General features: G+C 65.6%; 15 protein-coding genes and 1 pseudogene. 12 read left to right on the top strand and 4 right to left on the bottom strand.

The window, feature by feature from the left end; translation table 11 throughout:
• The first annotated feature begins 24 nt into the window (after window positions 1–24).
• The 5 genes and pseudogenes from V5279_RS23465 (at window position 25) to V5279_RS23445 (ending at window position 6857) form a co-directional block, all read left to right on the top strand.
• Window positions 25–690 (top strand): protein-L-isoaspartate O-methyltransferase, encoded by a 666-nt coding sequence (locus V5279_RS23465; RefSeq protein ID WP_338688260.1) that lies wholly within the window; start codon window positions 25–27, stop codon window positions 688–690.
• Window positions 691–903: 213 nt separating this feature from the next.
• Window positions 904–2286, top strand: coding sequence for a TolC family outer membrane protein (locus V5279_RS23460; protein ID WP_338688257.1), 1383 nt, complete (start codon window positions 904–906; stop codon window positions 2284–2286).
• Between the two features lie 334 nt (window positions 2287–2620).
• Complete coding sequence (locus V5279_RS23455; RefSeq protein WP_338688254.1) at window positions 2621–3355, top strand: DUF2497 domain-containing protein; 735 nt, start codon at window positions 2621–2623, stop codon at window positions 3353–3355.
• A gap of 233 nt (window positions 3356–3588) precedes the next feature.
• Window positions 3589–6456, top strand: a complete 2868-nt coding sequence (locus tag V5279_RS23450; protein WP_338688251.1) for a valine--tRNA ligase — start codon at window positions 3589–3591, stop codon at window positions 6454–6456.
• A gap of 15 nt (window positions 6457–6471) precedes the next feature.
• Window positions 6472–6857, top strand: a pseudogene (locus tag V5279_RS23445) (VOC family protein).
• 3 nt (window positions 6858–6860) lie between these two features.
• Here the strand turns inward: V5279_RS23445 and V5279_RS23440 are convergent.
• Entirely contained in the window at window positions 6861–7481 is a 621-nt protein-coding gene (locus V5279_RS23440; RefSeq protein WP_338688248.1) for a DNA-3-methyladenine glycosylase, read from the bottom strand.
• Between the two features lie 189 nt (window positions 7482–7670).
• Between V5279_RS23440 and lipA the strand changes: the two genes are divergently transcribed.
• The 3 genes from lipA (at window position 7671) to V5279_RS23425 (ending at window position 9711) form a co-directional block, all read left to right on the top strand.
• Window positions 7671–8630, top strand: coding sequence for a lipoyl synthase (lipA, locus tag V5279_RS23435; protein ID WP_166295402.1), 960 nt, complete (start codon window positions 7671–7673; stop codon window positions 8628–8630).
• Window positions 8631–8707: 77 nt separating this feature from the next.
• On the top strand, window positions 8708–9244 hold the full coding sequence (locus V5279_RS23430; protein WP_338688244.1) for an AAA family ATPase: 537 nt from the start codon (window positions 8708–8710) through the stop codon (window positions 9242–9244).
• The gene (locus V5279_RS23425; protein ID WP_029084150.1) at window positions 9244–9711 is read left to right on the top strand and encodes a type II toxin-antitoxin system RatA family toxin; all 468 of its coding nucleotides are present in this window, start codon (window positions 9244–9246) and stop codon (window positions 9709–9711) included. Before V5279_RS23430 ends, V5279_RS23425 begins: the two co-directional genes overlap by 1 nt.
• Window positions 9712–9807: 96 nt before the next feature.
• On the opposite strand, the gene V5279_RS23420 is transcribed toward V5279_RS23425, so the two are convergent.
• The 3 genes from V5279_RS23420 to V5279_RS23410 form a co-directional block, all read right to left on the bottom strand.
• Window positions 9808–10200: a BA14K family protein gene (locus V5279_RS23420; protein WP_165123659.1), complete on the bottom strand. Its 393-nt coding sequence runs from the start codon at window positions 10198–10200 to the stop codon at window positions 9808–9810.
• Between the two features lie 170 nt (window positions 10201–10370).
• Complete coding sequence (locus tag V5279_RS23415) at window positions 10371–10970, bottom strand: CinA family protein (RefSeq protein ID WP_029084148.1); 600 nt, start codon at window positions 10968–10970, stop codon at window positions 10371–10373.
• A 1-nt stretch (window position 10971) separates the two neighbouring features.
• Complete coding sequence (locus tag V5279_RS23410; protein WP_338688234.1) at window positions 10972–12168, bottom strand: bifunctional 2-C-methyl-D-erythritol 4-phosphate cytidylyltransferase/2-C-methyl-D-erythritol 2,4-cyclodiphosphate synthase; 1197 nt, start codon at window positions 12166–12168, stop codon at window positions 10972–10974.
• A 286-nt stretch (window positions 12169–12454) separates the two neighbouring features.
• Between V5279_RS23410 and dusB the strand changes: the two genes are divergently transcribed.
• From dusB to V5279_RS23390, 4 genes are all read left to right on the top strand, one after another.
• The gene (dusB, locus tag V5279_RS23405; RefSeq protein ID WP_338688231.1) at window positions 12455–13456 is read left to right on the top strand and encodes a tRNA dihydrouridine synthase DusB; all 1002 of its coding nucleotides are present in this window, start codon (window positions 12455–12457) and stop codon (window positions 13454–13456) included.
• Window positions 13453–14628, top strand: coding sequence for a two-component system sensor histidine kinase NtrB (locus V5279_RS23400; RefSeq protein WP_029084145.1), 1176 nt, complete (start codon window positions 13453–13455; stop codon window positions 14626–14628). The genes dusB and V5279_RS23400 overlap by 4 nt, the downstream gene beginning before the upstream one ends.
• A gap of 9 nt (window positions 14629–14637) precedes the next feature.
• Window positions 14638–16080: a nitrogen regulation protein NR(I) gene (gene ntrC / locus V5279_RS23395; RefSeq protein WP_029084144.1), complete on the top strand. Its 1443-nt coding sequence runs from the start codon at window positions 14638–14640 to the stop codon at window positions 16078–16080.
• 178 nt (window positions 16081–16258) lie between these two features.
• Entirely contained in the window at window positions 16259–18718 is a 2460-nt protein-coding gene (locus V5279_RS23390) for a sensor histidine kinase NtrY-like (RefSeq protein ID WP_338688224.1), read from the top strand.
• The last annotated feature ends 16 nt before the right edge of the window (window positions 18719–18734 follow it).

The following is an 18734-nucleotide window of genomic DNA, read 5'->3' as shown; positions in this document are numbered from 1 at the left end:
GCCGCGCCTTGCAGGGTCCAGCCAATGACCGGTTTTTCGACCGCGCGCCAGTACATGGTCGATGGTCAGGTGCGTCCGAGCGACGTCACCGATGATCGCATTCTCGAAGCCATGCTGACGGTGCCCCGCGAGGTGTTCGTGCCGGCCAGCAAGCAGGCCCTGGCCTATCTCGACCTCGATCTCGATGTGGCCGAGGGCGGCGCGGCCAAGCGCTGCCTGATCACGCCGGCGCTGCTCGCCAGGATGCTGCAGGCCGCCGAGATCAAGGCCACCGACCGCGTCCTGGTGGTCGGCTGCGCAACCGGGTACGCCGCCGCCATCGTGGCGCGCTTCGCCGCCGAGGTCAGCGCGACCGAGAGCAATCCGGCGCTCGCCGCAAAAGCGACCGCAGCGTTCGCCCAGCTCGGCATCCAGAATGCGACGGGCAAGGCCGCAGCGGCCGCCGACGGCGATGCCGCTGGCGCGCCGTTTGACGTCATCGTCCTCAATGGCGCGACCGAGATCATTCCGGCCGGGCTGTTTGGCCAGCTCAAGGAGGGGGGCCGGCTGGTCGGGGTGTTCGGCCTGACGCCGCCGCCGCGGGCCACCCTTGTGACTCACTCCCACGGCGATTTCGGACATCGCGAGCTGTTCGACGCCACGGCCCCCGTTTTGCCCGGATTCGAGCGGCTTCCCGCCTTCGTCTTCTGACCACTACCGCGGCGCAGTGGCTGATAAAATCCCGTTCCGAATCAGAAGTGTGGCCCGTTTGCCCCATGTGAAGAGTTTCGACCGTGATCCGTTGCTGGGTGGTTCCGTTGGCCTTAGCTGCGGACTAAGGTGAGGCCGGACTCACTTCGACTGAAGCGACCGCCGGACTGACGTGCGTGGGGAGACGGCGACTAAATGATTGGATTACCGGGGATGCGTGGGGTGAAGGTTATCACCGCGGCTGCGACTGCCGTCCTTCTGTTGGCGGAGATGGGCCCTGTGCCCGCGCTCGCCGAAACGATCGAGTCCGCGCTGGTGCGGTCCTACCAGAATAATCCCCAGCTCAACGCACAGCGTGCGTTGGTGCGCTCGACTGACGAAAACGTTCCGCAAGCGCTCTCGGGTTACCGCCCGAAGGTCTCGCTGACCGCGACTGCCGGGGGACAATACACCGATGAGCAATTGACGCCGGGGACCCCGGCTCTGTCCGGCGTTAGCAGGCAGCGGAGCGTTGGCATCACCGCCAGCCAGTCGCTATACAATGCGCAGAACGCGCCGAGGGTGCGCGCTGCCGAAAGCCAGGTATCGTCGGCACGTGAAGCGTTGCGTGCGCTCGAGCAGACCGTGCTCTTGAGCGCGGCCACCATCTACATGGACTATCTCCGCGACTCCGCGATCGTCGAAGTCCAGCGCAGCAATACGCGCGTGCTGGAACAGACGCTGAAGCAGACCCAGGACCGCTTCAACGTCGGCGAAGTGACGCGGACCGACGTTGCACAATCCGAGGCCCAGCTCGCGGCCGGCAAGACCCAGCAGCTCACCGCGGAATCCAACCTGACGACGACGCGGTCGAACTATCGCCGCATCATCGGCACCGAGCCGCAGAATCTCGCACCGGGCTCGCCAGTCGACCGGTTCCTGCCAGCGACGCTCTCGGCTGCTGTCGAACTCGGCCTGACCCAGAACCCGAACGTCACCTCCGCGATGTACGGCGTCGACATCAATTACCTGCAGACCAAGGTTGCCGAGGGCGCGCTGCTGCCGACAGTTGGGCTGCAGTTGTCGGTCAGCCAGGGCTATGAAACGCAGTTGACCGTGTACCGGCTCTTCAATGCCTCGGCGGGGGTTCAAGTGTCGCTGCCGATCTATCAGGGCGGCGGCGAATACTCGCTGATCCGGCAGTCCAAGGAATCGCTGGCGCAGCAGCGCCAGGTTCTGGAACAGACGCGGGATCAGGCGCGCGCCAACGTGGTCACCGCATGGGGCCAGCTGGTCGCCGGCAAATCGCAGGTGGCATCGGCGCAGGCTCAGGTGTCCGCGTCCGAGATCGCGCTGAACGGCGTCCGTGAAGAGGCCAAGGCCGGCCAGCGCACCACGCTCGACGTGCTCAACGCGCAGCAGGCGCTTGTCAACGCCCGCAATTCGCTCGTTACCGCGCAGCACGACCGCGTCGTCGCGTCTTACAACGTGCTGAACTTCATCGGTCGTCTGTCGCCGCAGGTGATGGGCCTTCCGACCAGCGTCTACGATCCGAGCGTGCATTATCAGCAGGTTCGTGACAATTGGGCCGGCGTGCGCACGCCCGACGGCCGCTAAACACCTTCAGGTCATCTTCGCTTGTCGCGCCATGTTTGTGGTTCTGAGTTAATCAGGACCACGAACTGGCGCGTCTGCTTGCAATCGATATTTGCCCTGACATACCGTTTTGTCGGGCAGCAAGGCGATTCGCGGCGAGCTGGCGCAGCGTGATGACAGGTGCGACGCCACCTGTGATCACGCTGCATTGGACGACACGAAGCTTGCACAAAGCCTCGGGCGGGCTTGATCTGGGGACAAGTCGGGCGGGAGCAATGAAATTCTCCGCACGCATCATCGGAACCGGCGAATCCTCTCGGGCTTGATGTAAAATCGTTTCGATGTGGAGTCGGAGATGACGCAACCTGCGAAGGTCCAAGAGCCCTCGATGGAGGAGATCCTGGCGTCGATCCGTCGCATCATTGCCGACGACGAGGCGAAGCCGGGCGCGGCCGACAAGCCGGCAGCTGCCGCGGCACCGCCGCCGAAGGTCGAGCCGGCACCACCCGCAGCCAAGCCCGTGATCAAGAGCCCGCCGCCCACATCGCCCCCGGCCGCGAAGGCCGCCGCGCCCGCGCCGAAGGCACCGCCGCCTGCGCCTGCTGCGGCCAGCAACAGCCAGGACGATATCGATTCGCTGTTGGCGAGCCTCGACGAGGCGACGCCCGCAGCCGAGATCAGACCATCGCAGCCCGAAGCCGATGTGTTCGAGCTCACCGACGACATGGCGCTGCCTGACCCGGCACCCGCGCCCTCGTTCCGCAAGGTCGAGCCACAGGACGATGTCGAGTTCACGGAAGCCCGGACCCGTGCGCCGGCTCCGGAACCAGCGCGAGAACCTGTCCGCGAGCCGCCGGCGATCGAGACCGCGCCGATGCAGCAGATCATCTCGGGAACCACGATGCGGGCGGTCGAATCCGCCTTCAATTCGCTGGCCAACACCGTGCTGAGCAACAATGCCCGGACGCTGGAGGATCTCGTCAAGGAGATGCTGCGGCCGATGCTGAAGTCCTGGCTGGACGACAATTTGCCGGGGCTGGTCGAGCGGATCGTCAAGGCCGAGATCGAGCGGGTATCCCGCGGGCGATAGCCCCTGCCGCAGGGGCTTGGCAGCCCTCATTCAGCCCCCAAATGCCCCAGAGTTTCGCTTCTGATAATATCAGAGCCGAAACTCTAGATCCCTGTTTTGACGCGTTTTCTTCACGCGAACTGGTATCCACTTCGCTCGAAAACGCTCTCAACGCCGTTTTGACGTGCCGGTCCGGTTGACTTGGTGCGCTCCGGCGGCTTTCTAACCTTTCCCATGGTCCACAGCGCATTGTCATGATCGAGAAAAACTACCAGCCCGCCGATATCGAGCACCGCATGGCCCAGATCTGGGAGGAGAGCGGTGCGTTCAAGGCCGGCCGGCCTGAGCGTAAGGACGCCGCGCCCTTCACCATCGTGATCCCGCCGCCGAACGTGACCGGCTCGCTGCACATGGGCCATGCGCTCAACAACACGCTGCAGGACATCCTGTGCCGCTTCGAGCGGATGCGCGGCCGTGACGTGCTGTGGCAGCCCGGCACCGACCACGCCGGCATCGCCACCCAGATGGTGGTCGAGCGCCAGCTGATGGAGCGGCAGGAGCCGGGCCGCCGCGACATGGGTCGCGCCAAATTCCTCGAGCGGGTCTGGCAGTGGAAGGCCGAGAGCGGCGGCACCATCGTCAACCAGCTCAAGCGCCTCGGCGCGTCCTGCGACTGGTCGCGCGAGCGCTTCACCATGGACGAGGGCCTGTCGCGCGCCGTCGTCAAGGTGTTCGTCGAGCTGCACCGCGAAGGGCTGATCTACAAGGACAAGCGCCTTGTGAACTGGGACCCGAAGCTGCTCACCGCGATCTCCGATCTCGAAGTGCAGCAGGTCGAGGTCAAGGGCAGCCTCTGGTACCTGCGTTATCCGATCGAGGGCCGCAGTTTCAGCCCGGATGATCCGAAATCTTTCATCGTGGTCGCGACGACGCGTCCGGAGACGATGCTGGGCGACACCGGGGTCGCGGTGCATCCGGACGACGAGCGCTTCACCGATCTGGTCGGCCAGCACGTCATCCTGCCGCTGGTCGGCCGCAAGATTTCGATTGTCGGCGACGATGTGGCCGATCCGGAGAAAGGCTCGGGCGCGGTCAAGGTGACGCCGGCGCACGACTTCACCGACTTCGAGATCGGCAAGCGCCACGGCCTGCCGCAGATCAGCGTGCTCGACCAGGAGGGCAGCCTCAGCTTGGTCGACAATGAGGACTATCTGCGCGGCCTGCCGGAAGGCGCCGCCGAATTCGCTGCAGAGTTTCACGGCATCGAGCGCTTCGCCGCGCGCAAGAAGATCGTGACGCGGCTGGAGGAGTTCGGCTTCCTCGAGCGGATCGAGCCCAACACCCACATGGTGCCGCATGGCGACCGCTCCGGCGTCGTGATCGAGCCCTATCTGACCGACCAGTGGTACGTCGACGCCCACACGCTGGCGCAGCCGGCGATGGCGGCGGTGCGCTCGGGCGAAACCACTTTCGTGCCGAAGAATTGGGAAAAGACCTATTTCGAGTGGATGGAGAACATCCAGCCCTGGTGCATCTCGCGCCAGCTCTGGTGGGGACATCAGATTCCCGCCTGGTACGGGCCCGACGGCAAGGTGTTCGTCGCCGAGACCGAGGAAGAGGCGGTCGGCAATGCGCTCGGCTATTACGTCGAGCAGGAGGTCATCACGCCGGAGCAAGGCCACGACATGGCCACTGACCCCGCCAAGCGCGAGGGCTTCATCGTCAGGGACGAGGACGTGCTCGACACCTGGTTTTCGTCGGCGCTGTGGCCGTTCTCGACGCTGGGCTGGCCCGACGACACGCCGGAGGTCGCGCGCTACTACCCGACCAACACGTTGGTCACGGGCTTCGACATCATCTTCTTCTGGGTCGCCCGCATGATGATGATGGGCCTCCACTTCATGAAGCAGGCGCCGTTCTCGACCGTCTACATCCATCGTCTCGTCCGCGACGAGAAGGGCGCCAAGATGTCGAAGTCGAAGGGCAACGTCATCGATCCGCTCGGCGTGATCGACGAATTCGGCGCCGACGCGCTGCGCTTCGCGCTGACCCGCGAGGCCGCGCAGGGCCACGACATCCGCCTGTCGCCGCATCTGGTCGAGACCAACCGCAATTTTGCGACCAAGTTCTGGAACGCCTGCCGCTTCGCCGAGATGAACGAGTGCGTGAAGCCGGACGGTTTCGATCCGAAGGGCGTCAAGGAAACACTGAACCGCTGGATCGCGCACGAGACCTCGCGCGTCACCCGCGAGGTGACCGAGACGATCGAGGATCATCGCTTCAACGATTCGGCGGCCGCTATCTACCGCTTCGTCTGGAACGTGTTCTGCGACTGGTATCTCGAACTCGCAAAGCCGGTGCTGATGGGCGAGGAGGGTGCGGCCAAGGCCGAGACCCGCGCCATGATCGCCTGGACGCGCGACGAGATCCTCAAGCTGCTGCATCCGTTCATGCCCTTCATCACCGAAGAGCTGTGGGCCGTGACGGCCAAGCGCGACGGCCTGCTGGTGCTGGCGTCCTGGCCGCGCAAGTCGGGCGTGACCGACAAGCAGCTGGTGGCGATCGCAACCGTCGGTCCGGTTGTCGATCCGATCATTCCGCCTGTCATTGCCGCGCTCGATGCGGACGAGTTCAGCGATCCCGCGGCCGAAGCCGAGATCGGCTGGGTGGTCGATCTCGTCACCGCGATGCGTTCGGTGAAGGCGGAAATGAACATCCCGCCGTCGACCCTGACGCCGCTGGTGCTCGCGGGCGCCTCCGAGGAGACACGGGATCGCGCGCAGCGCTGGAACGACACCATCAAGCGCCTGGCGCGGTTGTCCGACATTTCCTTCGCCGACGCGGCGCCGGAAGGCGCGGTGCAGCTTCTCGTGCGCGGTGAGGTCGTCGCGCTGCCGCTGAAGGGCGTGATCGATCTCGCGGCCGAACGCACCCGGCTGGAGAAGGAGCTCGGCAAGGCCGACGCCGACATCAAGCGGGTCGACGCCAAGCTCGCCAACGAGAAGTTCGTCGCCAACGCGCCGGAAGAGCTGGTCGAGGAAGAGAAGGAGAAGCGCGAGGCCGCCCTGGAGCGTCGCGCCAAGATCCTCGAGGCGATCGAGCGGCTGAAGAAGGCGTCATAGCGGACGGAAGCGGCGATGCTCGACCACGTCTCCATCACGGTCTCCGACATCGCCGCCGCCGAACGCTTCTACGACGCCATCATGAAGGTGCTCGACGTGGTCAAGGTCGGGCGCCGCGACGACTGGCTCGGCTATGGCGAGCGGGCGCGGCCGGCCTATCCGGACCGCGTCTATCTCTCGATCCGCAAGGGCCGAGGCCGGAGGAGGCGTTGGGCCGCCACTGGTGCTTCAAGGCGAAATGGCGCACCCAGGTCGATGCGTTCTGGGATGCCGGCATCGCCGCCGGCGGCACCGACGACGGCGCGCCCGGCCTGCGCGACTATCACACCTCTTATTATGCCGCGTTCCTGCGCGATCCCGACGGCAACCGGATCGAGGCCGTCTGCCATCACGCCGTGTGACTCTCAGAACCGCTTGCTGAGGAATTTCGATCCCTTCAGCCCGTAGCGCCAGGGCAGGTCGACGGCTTTTGTGATGCCGATCCGCACGCCTGCGACGATGTCGGGTGTTTCGGTGCGCGCGTGGAGCGCGATCGGCGGACGGTCCAGCGGCAATTCGCTGTGCGCGATGGTGATGCCGAGCGCCTCGCAGAGTTTGCCCGGCCCCGAGCACAATGCATGCTCGTCCTCTACTCCGCGCCGTCGCCGCATCGCGGCCAGTCCGTGGGTCGGCTCGAGCGCGCGGATCAGCACGGCGCTGGCCGAGCCTGGTTGCTCGCAGACGAAGTTGACGCACCAATGGATGCCGTAGGAGCGGTAGACGTAGGAGAAGCCCGGCGGGCCAAACATCACCTGGTTGCGCGGGGTCGGTCCCCGGTAGGAATGCGCGGCGGGTTCGGTGTGATGGTAGGCCTCGACCTCGGTGATGATGCCGCCGACGCCGTCGACCAGGAAGGTCGTGCCGATCAGGTCGGGCGCGACTTCGTGGACGCTGCGATCGAAGAAGGAGCGTTTCAGCGCCTTGCCGAGGCGCGGCGCGGTCGCAGGGGTCGATCGGGGTTTTGTCGATCGGGGTTTTTGAGCCATTTTGAGGTGGGAATCGGCGTGGAACGGGCCGCAAGACTGCCAATATATCGGCTGGTCTGCTAGGGTCGCCGCGCGGGTTGCGAGCCGCGCCAACACCGATTAGCTAAGCCCTTTGGTTGGGAGCATGATCTGGTCGGAAAACCGGTCGCCACTTTTCCGGATCATGCTCTCGCGACTTGCAGGCTCCTTATGGTCACTATCGTCGACACCATCTCCTCCACGCCCGTCCGCCCGCGTCACCCCGAAAAGGTGAACCGGCCGGATGCCGTGTCGCCGCCGAAGCCGGACTGGATCCGGGTCCGTGCGCCGAATACGCGCGGCTATGCCGACACCCGCAAGATCGTGAAGGAGAACGGCCTCGTCACGGTGTGCGAGGAGGCCGGCTGCCCCAATATCGGTGAGTGCTGGGACAAGAAGCACGCCACCTTCATGATCATGGGCGATACCTGCACGCGCGCCTGCGCATTCTGCAACGTCAAGACCGGCATGCCCGGCGCGCTTGAGGCCCATGAGCCGGAATACGTCGCCGAGGCGACCGCCAAGCTCGGCCTGGCCCATGTCGTGATCACCTCGGTCGATCGCGACGATCTCGCCGACGGCGGCGCCGCGCATTTTGCAGAGACGATCCGCGCCATCCGCGCGCGCTGTCCGACCACCACGATCGAGATCCTGACACCGGACTTCCTGCGCAAGGACGGCGCGCTCGAGCGCGTGGTCGCGGCCAAGCCCGACGTCTTCAACCACAATCTGGAAACCGTGCCGTCGCGTTACCTGACGGTCCGTCCCGGCGCTCGCTATTTCCACTCCATCCGGCTGCTGCAGCGGGTCAAGGAGATGGACCCGACCATCTTCACCAAGTCGGGCATCATGGTCGGGCTCGGCGAGGAGCGGCACGAGGTGCTGCAGGTGATGGACGATCTGCGCTCGGCCGAGGTCGATTTCCTGACCATCGGCCAGTACCTGCAGCCGACGCGCAAGCATCACGCCGTGATGCGTTACGTGACGCCGGACGAATTCGCGGGCTATGAGCGCGTCGCCTATACCAAGGGTTTCCTGATGGTGTCGGCGAGCCCACTGACGCGCTCGTCGCATCATGCCGGCGAGGATTTTGCGAAATTGCAGGCGGCGCGCACGGCCCGCGGCCGCTAGATGCCAGGTGCGTTGAACACGTGCGGTGAACCGGCATCACCGCGCCCTATTGCTTGATTGAGCTGCGGACTGAACCAATGCAACGCGTTCTGGTGATGGGATCGTCGGGATCCGGCAAGTCGACCTTTGCGCGGCGGCTGTCCGAGATGACGGGCATTCCGGCCGTGTCGATCGACGCGCTGTTCTGGAAACCCGGTTGGGTTGCGTCCAACCGGGAGGAATTCGGGCGCCGCATGACCGAGGTGACCCAGCAGCCGCGCTGGATCATGGACGGCAACTACACCAAAAGCGCAGGCGAGTTGCGTCGGCAACTCGCCGATACGGTGATCTGGTTCGACCTGCCACGGTCGACCTGCATGGTCGGCATCCTGACGCGGATCGCGAAGAGCTATGGCAAGGTCAGGCCCGAGATGGCGGAAGGCTGTCCCGAAAAGATCGATCTCGAATTCTTCCGCTATGTCTGGACCTACCGCCGGCAGCAGCGGCCCTTCCTGATCGAATTCTTCGAAGGCTTGCGTCCCGGTCAATCCTTCGTCTGCTTTACGCGCCGGGCGCAAGCCGACGCCTACCTCGGCGACCTCGCACGCAAGCAAAACCGTGCGAGTATCCACTGATGCCTCGATTCTCAAGCAAGCGGCGGGTCCGCCACACCGCACCTCAAATGTTCGATCTGGTCGCCGACGTCGAGCGCTATCCGGAATTCGTGCCGTTGTGCCAGTCGCTCAAGATCCGCCAGCGCACGCCCAAGGACGACGGCACCGAAATCGTGGTGGCCGACATGACGGTCTCCTTCAAGCTGGTGCGGGAAACCTTCACCAGCAGGGTGACGCTCGACCGGCCCAATCTGAAGATCCTGGTCGAGTATCTGCGCGGCCCGTTCAGCAATCTGGAGAATCGCTGGAGCTTCGAGCCGAAGTCGGAGACCGAATGCGATGTCGGCTTCTTCCTGAATTACGAGTTCAAGAGCCGGATGCTGGCGATGCTGATGGGCACGATGTTCGACGCCGCGTTTGGACGATTTTCCGCTGCGTTCGAGAAGCGCGCGGACCAGGTTTACGGCAAGCCTCAGCTGTCGACATAGCGAACCCGTTTCGTCCGCGGCTCAAATTGTGGCCGGAACGCAAATGCCCGGCACAAGGCCGGGCATGACGGATGATGCGTATGGTGCGCGCCGTCCTTACGGGCAGGAGCGACGCACGCCGCCGGATGCGATGTAGGTGCCCGAAGCGGGGTCGTAGGAGCGGAAGCGCTGGGAGCAATAGGCGTCGTTGTTGGCCTTGGCCTGGCTCGCGGCGATTGCGCCGCCGATGATCGCGCCGGCGGCAAGCCCGCCGATGATCGCCGCGCCGTTTCCGCCGCCACCATGCCGGTATCCGCCGCGGTATCCACCGCGATAACCGTAACGCGGGCCGCCGCCATGCCAGTGACGGTACTGCACATGCTCGACGGAGGTGGGCTGGTCTTGCAACCGCGCGGGCGCGAGCGGAGCGGCGAACGAGGGCGCGACAGTCGACAGCGTCATGGCGCCAGTGGTGATTGCGGCCACGACCAAAGTTCCCAACTTCATCATTTTCTCCTTGTTGTGGGATTTTGCTGTTCGAAGACCAATGAAACAGCAGAGTTGGAAGAACAGAAAACGGCGAGGCGACGTCAAAGTTCCACCTGAGATGGCGTCACTGGGCCGCAGTCGACACAAGGTAGTGTGAAGCGGCCGTTCGCGCGACTCGGCTCTCGTAGGGCTTATCCGCGCGGCGGCCGGCGGCGTTTCGCGGCGTGGCTGCGCGGCGAACGGGCCACTCGTGGCCGCAGCCGGCTCGCGGTCTCGCGGCGCGGCTTGGCGGCCTGCGGCGGCCGCGCAAGCTCCATCAGCATGCGCAGCGCTTCGACGACGGAGCGCTGGCGGACGGTGCTGCGGCCGATCGCGCCAAACCGTTGCTCGCGATGAAGGATGCGGCCGTCGCGCGCGGCGACGGCGAAATGCACCAGGCCCACCGGCTTGCCCGGTGTCGCGCCGCCGGGACCGGCAATGCCGGTGATCGAGACCGCGAGGTCGACGCCGGCCTTTTCCAGCGCGCCGATCGCCATCGCGGTCGCGGTCTCTTTGCTGACCGCGCCGAATGTCTCCAGCGTTGCCGCCTTGACGCCGAGCATGACCCGCTTGGCCTCGTTCGAATAGGTGACGAAGCCGCGGTCGATGACGTCGGAAGAGCCGGGGATGTCGGTCAGCGCCCCCGCGACCAGGCCGCCAGTGCAGGATTCGGCGGTCGCGATGGTCAGCTTGCGCATCCGGCACAGGTCGAGCAGCGAGCGGGAGAGGGCACGAGCGTCGCTGCCGCCCATATCAGGCACTCCAGCCGTTTTCGTTCCAGGGCAGGCGGATCGTGGCGCTCGCGGTCGCCGCGATGCCTTCCTCGCGGCCGGTGAAGCCGAGCCGTTCGCTGGTGGTCGCCTTGACCGCCACGCGCGAGATGTGGACGCCGGAAATCTCCGCGATCTTCGCCCGCATGGTGTCGCGCAGCGGGCCGATCTTCGGCCGCTCGCAGATCAGCGTCACCTCGAGATTGGCGATCCGCCCGCCGCGCGCCGTGACGCGCTCGACCGCATATTTCAAAAACTGGTCGGAGGAGGCGCCCTTCCACTTGGCGTCGCTCGGCGGGAAATGCGAGCCGATGTCGCCGTCGGCCAGTGCACCGAGGATCGCATCGACCAGCGCGTGCAGTCCGACGTCGCCGTCGGAATGGGCCAGGAATCCTCTGGTGTGCGGCACGCGCACGCCGCAGATCATCACATGGTCGCCGTCGCCAAAGGCGTGCACGTCGTAGCCGGTGCCGGTCCTGATGTCGCCGAGCTGGCTGGCGAGCCGCGCTTCCTCGCGCACGAAGTCTTCGGGTGTGGTGAGTTTCATGTTGGCAGGATCACCTTCAAACGTCGCAACCGTCAATCCCGCCCATTCGGCAAGCGCCGCATCGTCGGTGAAATCGCTGCGGCCTTCGCGCGCAGCGCGACGATGCGCCTCCAGGATGACGTCGAAACGAAACGCCTGCGGGGTCTGCGCGATGCGCAGGCGCGCGCGCTCCGGCGTCGCCTCGACATCACCGGTATCGCCCGTGAGCTTGATCGTGTCGGTGACGGGAATCACGGGGATCGCGGCGCCGGTTCGGCCGGCTGCGGCGATCGCGCGCGAAATGACAGCTGCGGTGACGAAGGGGCGCGCGGCATCGTGGATCAGCACGATGTCCGGCTTCTCGCTTGCGAGTGCCTCGAGCCCGGCATGGACCGAGGCCTGACGGGTCGCGCCGCCCGGCGTCGGCGGCTGATGGCGCAAGCCCGCGACGGCTTCGCGAAACAGCGCGGCGTCGTCAGGATTGACCACCGGCTGCACCGCGAACACGTCCGGATGTCCGGAGAACGCCTCCATGGCGCGGTAGATCACCGTCTGGCCGCCGATCGTCCGGTATTGCTTCGGCCCGCCGGCGCCGGCGCGCAGTCCACGGCCGGCTGCGACAAGGAGGGCTGCGGTACGCTCAGACTTCGGCATTTTGAACCAATGACAGACGAATCGGGGATGTGGAGAGGGCGGCGGGATCGCCGCGGACAGCCCTTAGCATGACCGCTGCGCAAAAACAGAGCGTTTGCCGATGACTGTGGGAAAAGCAGATTTTGTTGCGGTGCACTTGCGCTGGTGGTAGAACTGTCTAAACCGTAGGCATGAGCCTTGACTGCACAAGAATTGTGCGCAAAATGAACAGCGTCGGCTGCAATGACGTGGCTGACAGAACGACGAGACGGCTGTGACCGGCGTACAAAGTACTGCTCGTAACCCATTGAAGATAGGCGACATTGCTGTCGCCAACCGGGTTCTCCTCGCGCCCATGTCCGGCATCACCGACGCGCCCTTTCGGCGACTCGCCGCCCGCTTGGGCGCCGGCCTGGTGGTCTCGGAGATGACGGCAAGCGACGATCTGGTGAACGGCAAGCCGATCTCGAAGCTGCGCTGCGAGGCAGCCGGAATCGGTCCGCATGTGGTCCAGCTTGCGGGTTGCGAGACCCGTTGGATGGCGGAGGGCGCGCGGATTGCCGAAGGCGCCGGTGCCGACATCATCGACATCAACATGGGCTGCCCGGCGCGTCACGTGACCGGCGGCCAGTCCGGCTCGGCCCTGATGCGCGACCTGGACCACGCGGTCACGCTGATCGACGCGACCATCGCTGCCGTCAAGGTGCCGGTGACGCTGAAGATGCGGCTCGGCTGGGACGATCGCTCGCTCAATGCGCCCGAACTGGCGCGCCGCGCCGAGGCATCGGGCGTGCAGATGATCACCGTGCATGGCCGCACCCGCTGCCAGTTCTACAAGGGCGAGGCGAACTGGAATGCCGTGCGCGTGGTCAAGAATGGCGTCACGATCCCGGTCGTGGTCAACGGCGACATCACCTCGTTCGACAAGGCCGTCGGCGCGCTGGAGAAGTCGGGCGCCGACGCCGTCATGATCGGCCGCGGCGCGCAAGGCCAGCCCTGGCTGCCGGGCCAGATCGGCCGCCGGCTTGAGGGCGGGATCCCTGAGGGCGCGCCGTCGCTCGCGGAGCAGCTCAAGCATATCCGCGCGCTCTATGACGAGGTCTGCAGCCATTACGGCCTGCGTGTCGGCCTCAGGCATGCGCGCAAGCATCTCGGCTGGGCGCTCGAGACCGCGGCGGCTTACAGCTGCGCGCCTGCGGCAACCTTGAAGACCTGGCGGCAGGCCATCCTGACCTCGGAGGAGCCGTCCAGCGTGCATCGCTCGCTCGAGCAAGCCTACGACGATTTTGCTTGGAGTGCTGCCGCATGACGTCAGCCATGGAATTTCGCCGGCCCGTGCCCACCGATGGCGAGGCCATCCTCAATGCGCTGCCCAATCCGGTGCTGCTGATCGCACCCGATGGACGCATCGTCGACGCCAACATCGCCGCCGAATCCTTCTTCGAGATCTCGACGCAGTTCCTGCGCCGGCAGTCGCTGAAGGAACTGGTGCCGTTCGGCAGCCCGCTGCTCGCGCTGATCGAGCAGGTGCGGACCAACGGCTCGCCGGTCAACGAGTACAAGGTCGATCTCGGCACGCCGCGGATCGGCGGCGATCGCCAGGTCGACCTGCATGTCGCGCCGCTGACCGAGCGACCCGGGCATATCGTGGTGATGCTGCAGGAGCGCACCATCGCCGACAAGATGGACCGCCAGCTCACCCATCGCAGCGCCGCGCGCTCGGTGATCGCGCTTGCGGCGATGCTCGCCCATGAGATCAAGAACCCGCTGTCGGGCATCCGCGGCGCCGCGCAACTGCTGGAGCAGCAGGCCTCCTCAGAGGACCGGCTGCTGACGCGGTTGATCTGCGACGAAGCCGACCGCATCGTCACGCTGGTCGACCGCATGGAAGTGTTCGGCGACGACCGCCCGGTGGCGCGCGGCCCGGTCAACATCCATTCCGTGCTCGACCATGTGAAGCGGCTGGCGCAGTCAGGCTTTGCCCGCAACGTCCGTTTCATCGAGGATTACGATCCGTCGCTGCCGCCGGTGCTGGCCAACCAGGACCAGCTGATCCAGGTGTTCCTGAATCTGGTGAAGAATGCGGCCGAAGCGGTCGCCGATCTCGGCACCGACGCGGAAATCCAGCTCACCACGGCGTTCCGGCCGGGCGTGCGGCTGTCGGTGCCCGGCAAGAAATCGCGGGTCTCGCTGCCGCTCGAATTCTGCGTCAAGGACAACGGCTCAGGCGTGCCGGAAGATTTGCTGCCGAACCTGTTCGATCCCTTCGTCACCACCAAGCAGACCGGCAGCGGGCTCGGCCTCGCGCTGGTCGCCAAGATCGTCGGCGATCACGGCGGCATCATCGAATGCGAGTCGCAGCCGCGCAAGACCACTTTCCGCGTGCTGATGCCGATGTACAGCGCCGCCAAGCACCACGACCAAAGCAACCGCGATGACGTTCCGGGTACGCCGTCGCCTGCCTCTCAGGACGCACGATGAGGAACAACAATGCCTGCAGGTAGCATACTTGTCGCTGACGACGACACCGCCATCCGGACCGTCCTGAACCAGGCGCTGTCGCGCGCCGGCTACGAGGTGCGCCTGACCGGCAACGCCGCCACGCTGTGGCGCTGGGTCAGCCAGGGCGAGGGCGATCTCGTCATCACCGACGTGGTGATGCCCGACGAGAATGCGTTCGATCTGCTGCCACGGATCAAGAAGATGCGGCCGAACCTGCCGGTCATCGTGATGAGCGCGCAGAACACCTTCATGACCGCGATCCGCGCCTCCGAGCGTGGCGCCTACGAATATCTGCCAAAGCCGTTCGACCTGAAGGAGCTGATCACCATCGTCGGCCGCGCGCTGGCCGAGCCGAAGGAGCGGGTCTCGAGCCCCGCCGATGACGGCGAGTTCGACTCGATCCCGCTGGTCGGCCGTTCGCCGGCGATGCAGGAAATCTACCGCGTGCTGGCGCGGCTGATGCAGACCGACCTCACCGTGATGATCTCGGGTGAATCCGGCACCGGAAAGGAGCTGGTCGCCCGCGCGCTGCACGACTACGGAAGGCGCCGCAACGGCCCGTTCGTCGCGGTCAACATGGCGGCGATCCCGCGCGACCTCATCGAGTCCGAATTGTTCGGCCACGAGCGCGGCGCGTTCACCGGCGCCAACACCCGCGCTTCCGGCCGCTTCGAGCAGGCCGAGGGCGGCACGCTGTTCCTCGACGAGATCGGCGACATGCCGATGGAGGCGCAGACCCGTCTGCTCCGCGTGCTGCAGCAGGGCGAATACACCACCGTCGGCGGCCGCACCCCGATCAAGACCGACGTCCGCATCGTCGCCGCCTCGAACAAGGATTTGCGCATCCTGATCCAGCAGGGGCTGTTCCGCGAAGATCTGTTCTTCCGCCTCAACGTGGTGCCGCTGCGGCTGCCGCCGCTGCGCGAGCGCATCGAGGACCTGCCGGACCTGATCCGGCACTTCTTCTCGCTCGCCGAGAAGGACGGCCTGCCGCCGAAGAAGCTCGACACCCAGGCGCTGGAGCGGCTCAAGCAGCACCGCTGGCCGGGCAACGTCCGTGAGCTGGAGAACCTCGCCCGGCGGCTTGCCGCGCTCTATCCGCAGGACGTCATCACCGCCTCCGTGATCGACGGCGAGCTGGCGCCGCCCGCGGTCACCTCGGGCAGCACGGCAACCGTCGGCGTCGACAATCTCGGCGGCGCGGTCGAGGCCTATCTGTCCTCGCATTTCTCGGGCTTCCCGAACGGCGTGCCGCCGCCGGGCCTCTACCATCGCATCCTCAAGGAGATCGAGATTCCGCTGTTGACCGCGGCGCTGGCGGCGACCCGCGGCAACCAGATCCGGGCCGCCGACTTGCTCGGCTTGAACCGCAACACGCTGCGCAAGAAGATCCGCGACCTCGATATCCAGGTCTACCGCAGCGGCGGCTAGGGCTGATGGCGGCGGGGCGCTGCTCCCGCCGCCTTTACTGAGTAGTCACAAAAGGTGTTGAGGACACGGCGCCGCACCGCGGTTTGCGCCGCGGAAATGTCGCAATTCGGCAACATTGTGATATGATTGCATCAGTTCGCAATTCCCGCGGGCGATCGCTCTCAGCTCAATTGCCGGTATGACCAGCGCAGAGACCACCGCTTCAACGTTACACGCGACCCCGGCCGAGCCCAATACACAGGCTCGGCCAGAGGTGCGGGGCTTTCCTCTGCGACGCTGGCTGGCGCCGTTCGCGGTGGCCATCGCGCTGCTGTCGGCGTTTCTCACCTTCGTGGTGCTCACCAACCTGACCCCGATCGAGCCGACACCCGAGGTGGTGCGCTCGTTCCTGATGATCAATGCCGGCACCATCCTGCTGCTGGTCGGGATCATCGTCCGCGAGGTCTGGCAGATGGTGCAGGCGAGGCGGCGCGGCCGGGCGGCGGCGCGGCTGCACGTGCAGATCGTCGGCCTGTTCTCGGTGATCGCGGTGCTGCCCGCCGTGCTGGTGTCGATCGTCGCCAACGTCACCATCGAACGCGGCCTCGACCGGCTGTTCTCGGGTCCTACCAAGCAGGTGATCCAGAACTCGCTGACGATTGCCAGCGCCTATATGCAGGAGCATGCCCAGCTGATCCGCGGCGACATCCTGGGGATGGCCAACGACATCTCGCGCGCGCGCCTGACGCCGCTCTATGACCAGGATCGGCTGTCGTTCCGCGAGTTCCTGACGGCCGCCGCGGCCGCGCGCAACCTGCCGGTCGTGGTGCTGATGGACAAGAACGGCACCATCCTGGAGAGCGCCGAGACCGGGATCAATTTGAGCTACGCGCTGCCGCCGCCGGAATTTCTGAGCAAGGTCAACGATACCGATCCCGAAATCTCGGTGTTCCCGGAGAGCTATGTCGCCTCCGTGGTCCGCCTCAAGACCTTCGACGACACCTTCCTCTATGTGGCGCGGCTGCTCGATCCGGCGGTCGTTGCCCAGCTCAAGCAGACCCAGACCAGCGCGGCCGAATATGCCCAGCTCGAGACCCGCAGGCTCGGCATCCAGGTCGCGTTCGCCCTGATGTTCGCGGTGATTGCGCTGACCATCCTGATGGCCTCAGTGCTGATCGGCCTCAACTTCGCCAACGGGCTGGTGGCACCGATCCGCCAGCTGATGGGCGCGGCGAGCGAGATCTCGACCGGCAATCTCAATGTGCAGGTCCCCGTGCAAAGGACCGCGGGCGATCTGGCTCAGCTCGGCGAAATCTTCAACAAGATGACCCAGGAGCTGCGCACCCAGCGCAACGAGCTGGTCGACGCCAGCGAAACCATCGACAGCCGCCGCCGCTTCATCGAGGCGGTGCTGTCATCGGCCAGCGCAGGGATCATCGGGGTCGACGCATCAGGCACCATCGGCGTGCTCAACCGCTCAGCGGAGAAGCTGATCGGCCACGCCGAGTCCGAGACGCTCGGCCATCCGCTCTCCGACGTGCTGCCCGAGCTCGACGAGATGATGAAGACCGCGCGCGAGGGCACGCAGCGTCTGGTGCAAGGACAGGTCACGATCCTGCGTGACGGCAACGAGCGCAATCTGTCGGTTCGCGTCTCGGCCGAGCAGACCAGCCAGTCGCGCGACAGCTACATCATCACGCTCGACGACATCACCGAGCTGGTGTCGGCGCAGCGCACCTCGGCCTGGGGCGACGTCGCCCGCCGCATCGCCCACGAGATCAAGAACCCGCTGACCCCGATCCAGCTCTCCGCCGAGCGCATCCGGCGCAAGTTCGGCAAGACCATCACCGAGGCGAAGGACAAGTCGATCTTCGAGCAGTGCACCGACACCATCGTGCGCCAGGTCGACGACATCAGGCGCATGGTCGACGAATTCTCGCGCTTTGCGCGGATGCCGAAGCCGGTGATGGAAGGCGAGGACGTCGCCGACGTGGTGCGCCAGGCGGTGTTCCTGATGAAGGTCGCCCATCCCGATCTCGACATCGAGGCCGACATCAAGCAGTCGCCGCTGCCCGCGCAGTTCGACCGCCGCCTGATCTCGCAGGCGCTGACCAACATCATCAAGAACGCCACCGAGGCGATCGAGCAGGTCCCGCGGGAGGAACTCGGCAAGGGCCGGATCGACGTCGTGGCGCAGCGGGAGAACGACGACATCCTGATCGACGTCATCGACAATGGCATCGGCCTGCCCAAGGTCGCCCGCGCGCGCCTGCTTGAGCCCTATGTCACGACCCGGGCGAAGGGCACCGGCCTCGGGCTTGCGATCGTCGGCCGCGTGCTGGAGGACCATGGCGGGCGGATCGAGCTCAAGGACGCCTCCGACTTCCGCGAGGGCCAGCGCGGCGCCTGGATGCGGCTGCGCTTTGCCGTCACGGGCCAGGCGGCCAAGCCCGAGACAAAGTCCGAGAGCAAGGAACAAGGTCCGGACGTCAAACCGGAATCGACCGACCCCAGCAGTGAAAAAAATCCGCCGCAAGAGCCGACCAGCGGCCCGGCAGAGGCGACCAACAATGAAGCAAAAATCCAAAAGCCGATCGAACAGCCAATCCAAGAACCAAATGCGCAACAGCCAAAAATCAAAGCCGCGACGGGCGACTGACAAGACAGGTGTAACC

Source organism: Bradyrhizobium sp. 26S5 (assembly GCF_036923295.1).
Taxonomy (GTDB): domain Bacteria; phylum Pseudomonadota; class Alphaproteobacteria; order Rhizobiales; family Xanthobacteraceae; genus Bradyrhizobium; species Bradyrhizobium septentrionale.
The sequence above is the reverse complement of the archived record's forward strand: the minus strand, read 5'-3'. Positions and strand labels throughout refer to the sequence as shown.

Excerpts from the sequence above, each read along its gene's own strand:
- V5279_RS23390 (WP_338688224.1), top strand. The coding sequence starts at position 16,259 with ATGACCAGCGCAGAGACCACCGCTTCAACGTTACACGCGACCCCGGCC.
- V5279_RS23450 (WP_338688251.1), top strand. The coding sequence starts at position 3,589 with ATGATCGAGAAAAACTACCAGCCCGCCGATATCGAGCACCGCATGGCC.
- V5279_RS23425 (WP_029084150.1), top strand. The coding sequence starts at position 9,244 with ATGCCTCGATTCTCAAGCAAGCGGCGGGTCCGCCACACCGCACCTCAA.
- V5279_RS23430 (WP_338688244.1), top strand. The coding sequence starts at position 8,708 with ATGCAACGCGTTCTGGTGATGGGATCGTCGGGATCCGGCAAGTCGACC.
- V5279_RS23400 (WP_029084145.1), top strand. The coding sequence starts at position 13,453 with ATGACGTCAGCCATGGAATTTCGCCGGCCCGTGCCCACCGATGGCGAG.
- V5279_RS23440 (WP_338688248.1), bottom strand. The coding sequence starts at position 7,481 with ATGGCTCAAAAACCCCGATCGACAAAACCCCGATCGACCCCTGCGACC.
- V5279_RS23420 (WP_165123659.1), bottom strand. The coding sequence starts at position 10,200 with ATGATGAAGTTGGGAACTTTGGTCGTGGCCGCAATCACCACTGGCGCC.
- V5279_RS23455 (WP_338688254.1), top strand. The coding sequence starts at position 2,621 with ATGACGCAACCTGCGAAGGTCCAAGAGCCCTCGATGGAGGAGATCCTG.
- ntrC (WP_029084144.1), top strand. The coding sequence starts at position 14,638 with ATGCCTGCAGGTAGCATACTTGTCGCTGACGACGACACCGCCATCCGG.
- V5279_RS23460 (WP_338688257.1), top strand. The coding sequence starts at position 904 with ATGCGTGGGGTGAAGGTTATCACCGCGGCTGCGACTGCCGTCCTTCTG.
- V5279_RS23465 (WP_338688260.1), top strand. The coding sequence starts at position 25 with ATGACCGGTTTTTCGACCGCGCGCCAGTACATGGTCGATGGTCAGGTG.
- lipA (WP_166295402.1), top strand. The coding sequence starts at position 7,671 with ATGGTCACTATCGTCGACACCATCTCCTCCACGCCCGTCCGCCCGCGT.
- V5279_RS23410 (WP_338688234.1), bottom strand. The coding sequence starts at position 12,168 with ATGCCGAAGTCTGAGCGTACCGCAGCCCTCCTTGTCGCAGCCGGCCGT.
- V5279_RS23415 (WP_029084148.1), bottom strand. The coding sequence starts at position 10,970 with ATGGGCGGCAGCGACGCTCGTGCCCTCTCCCGCTCGCTGCTCGACCTG.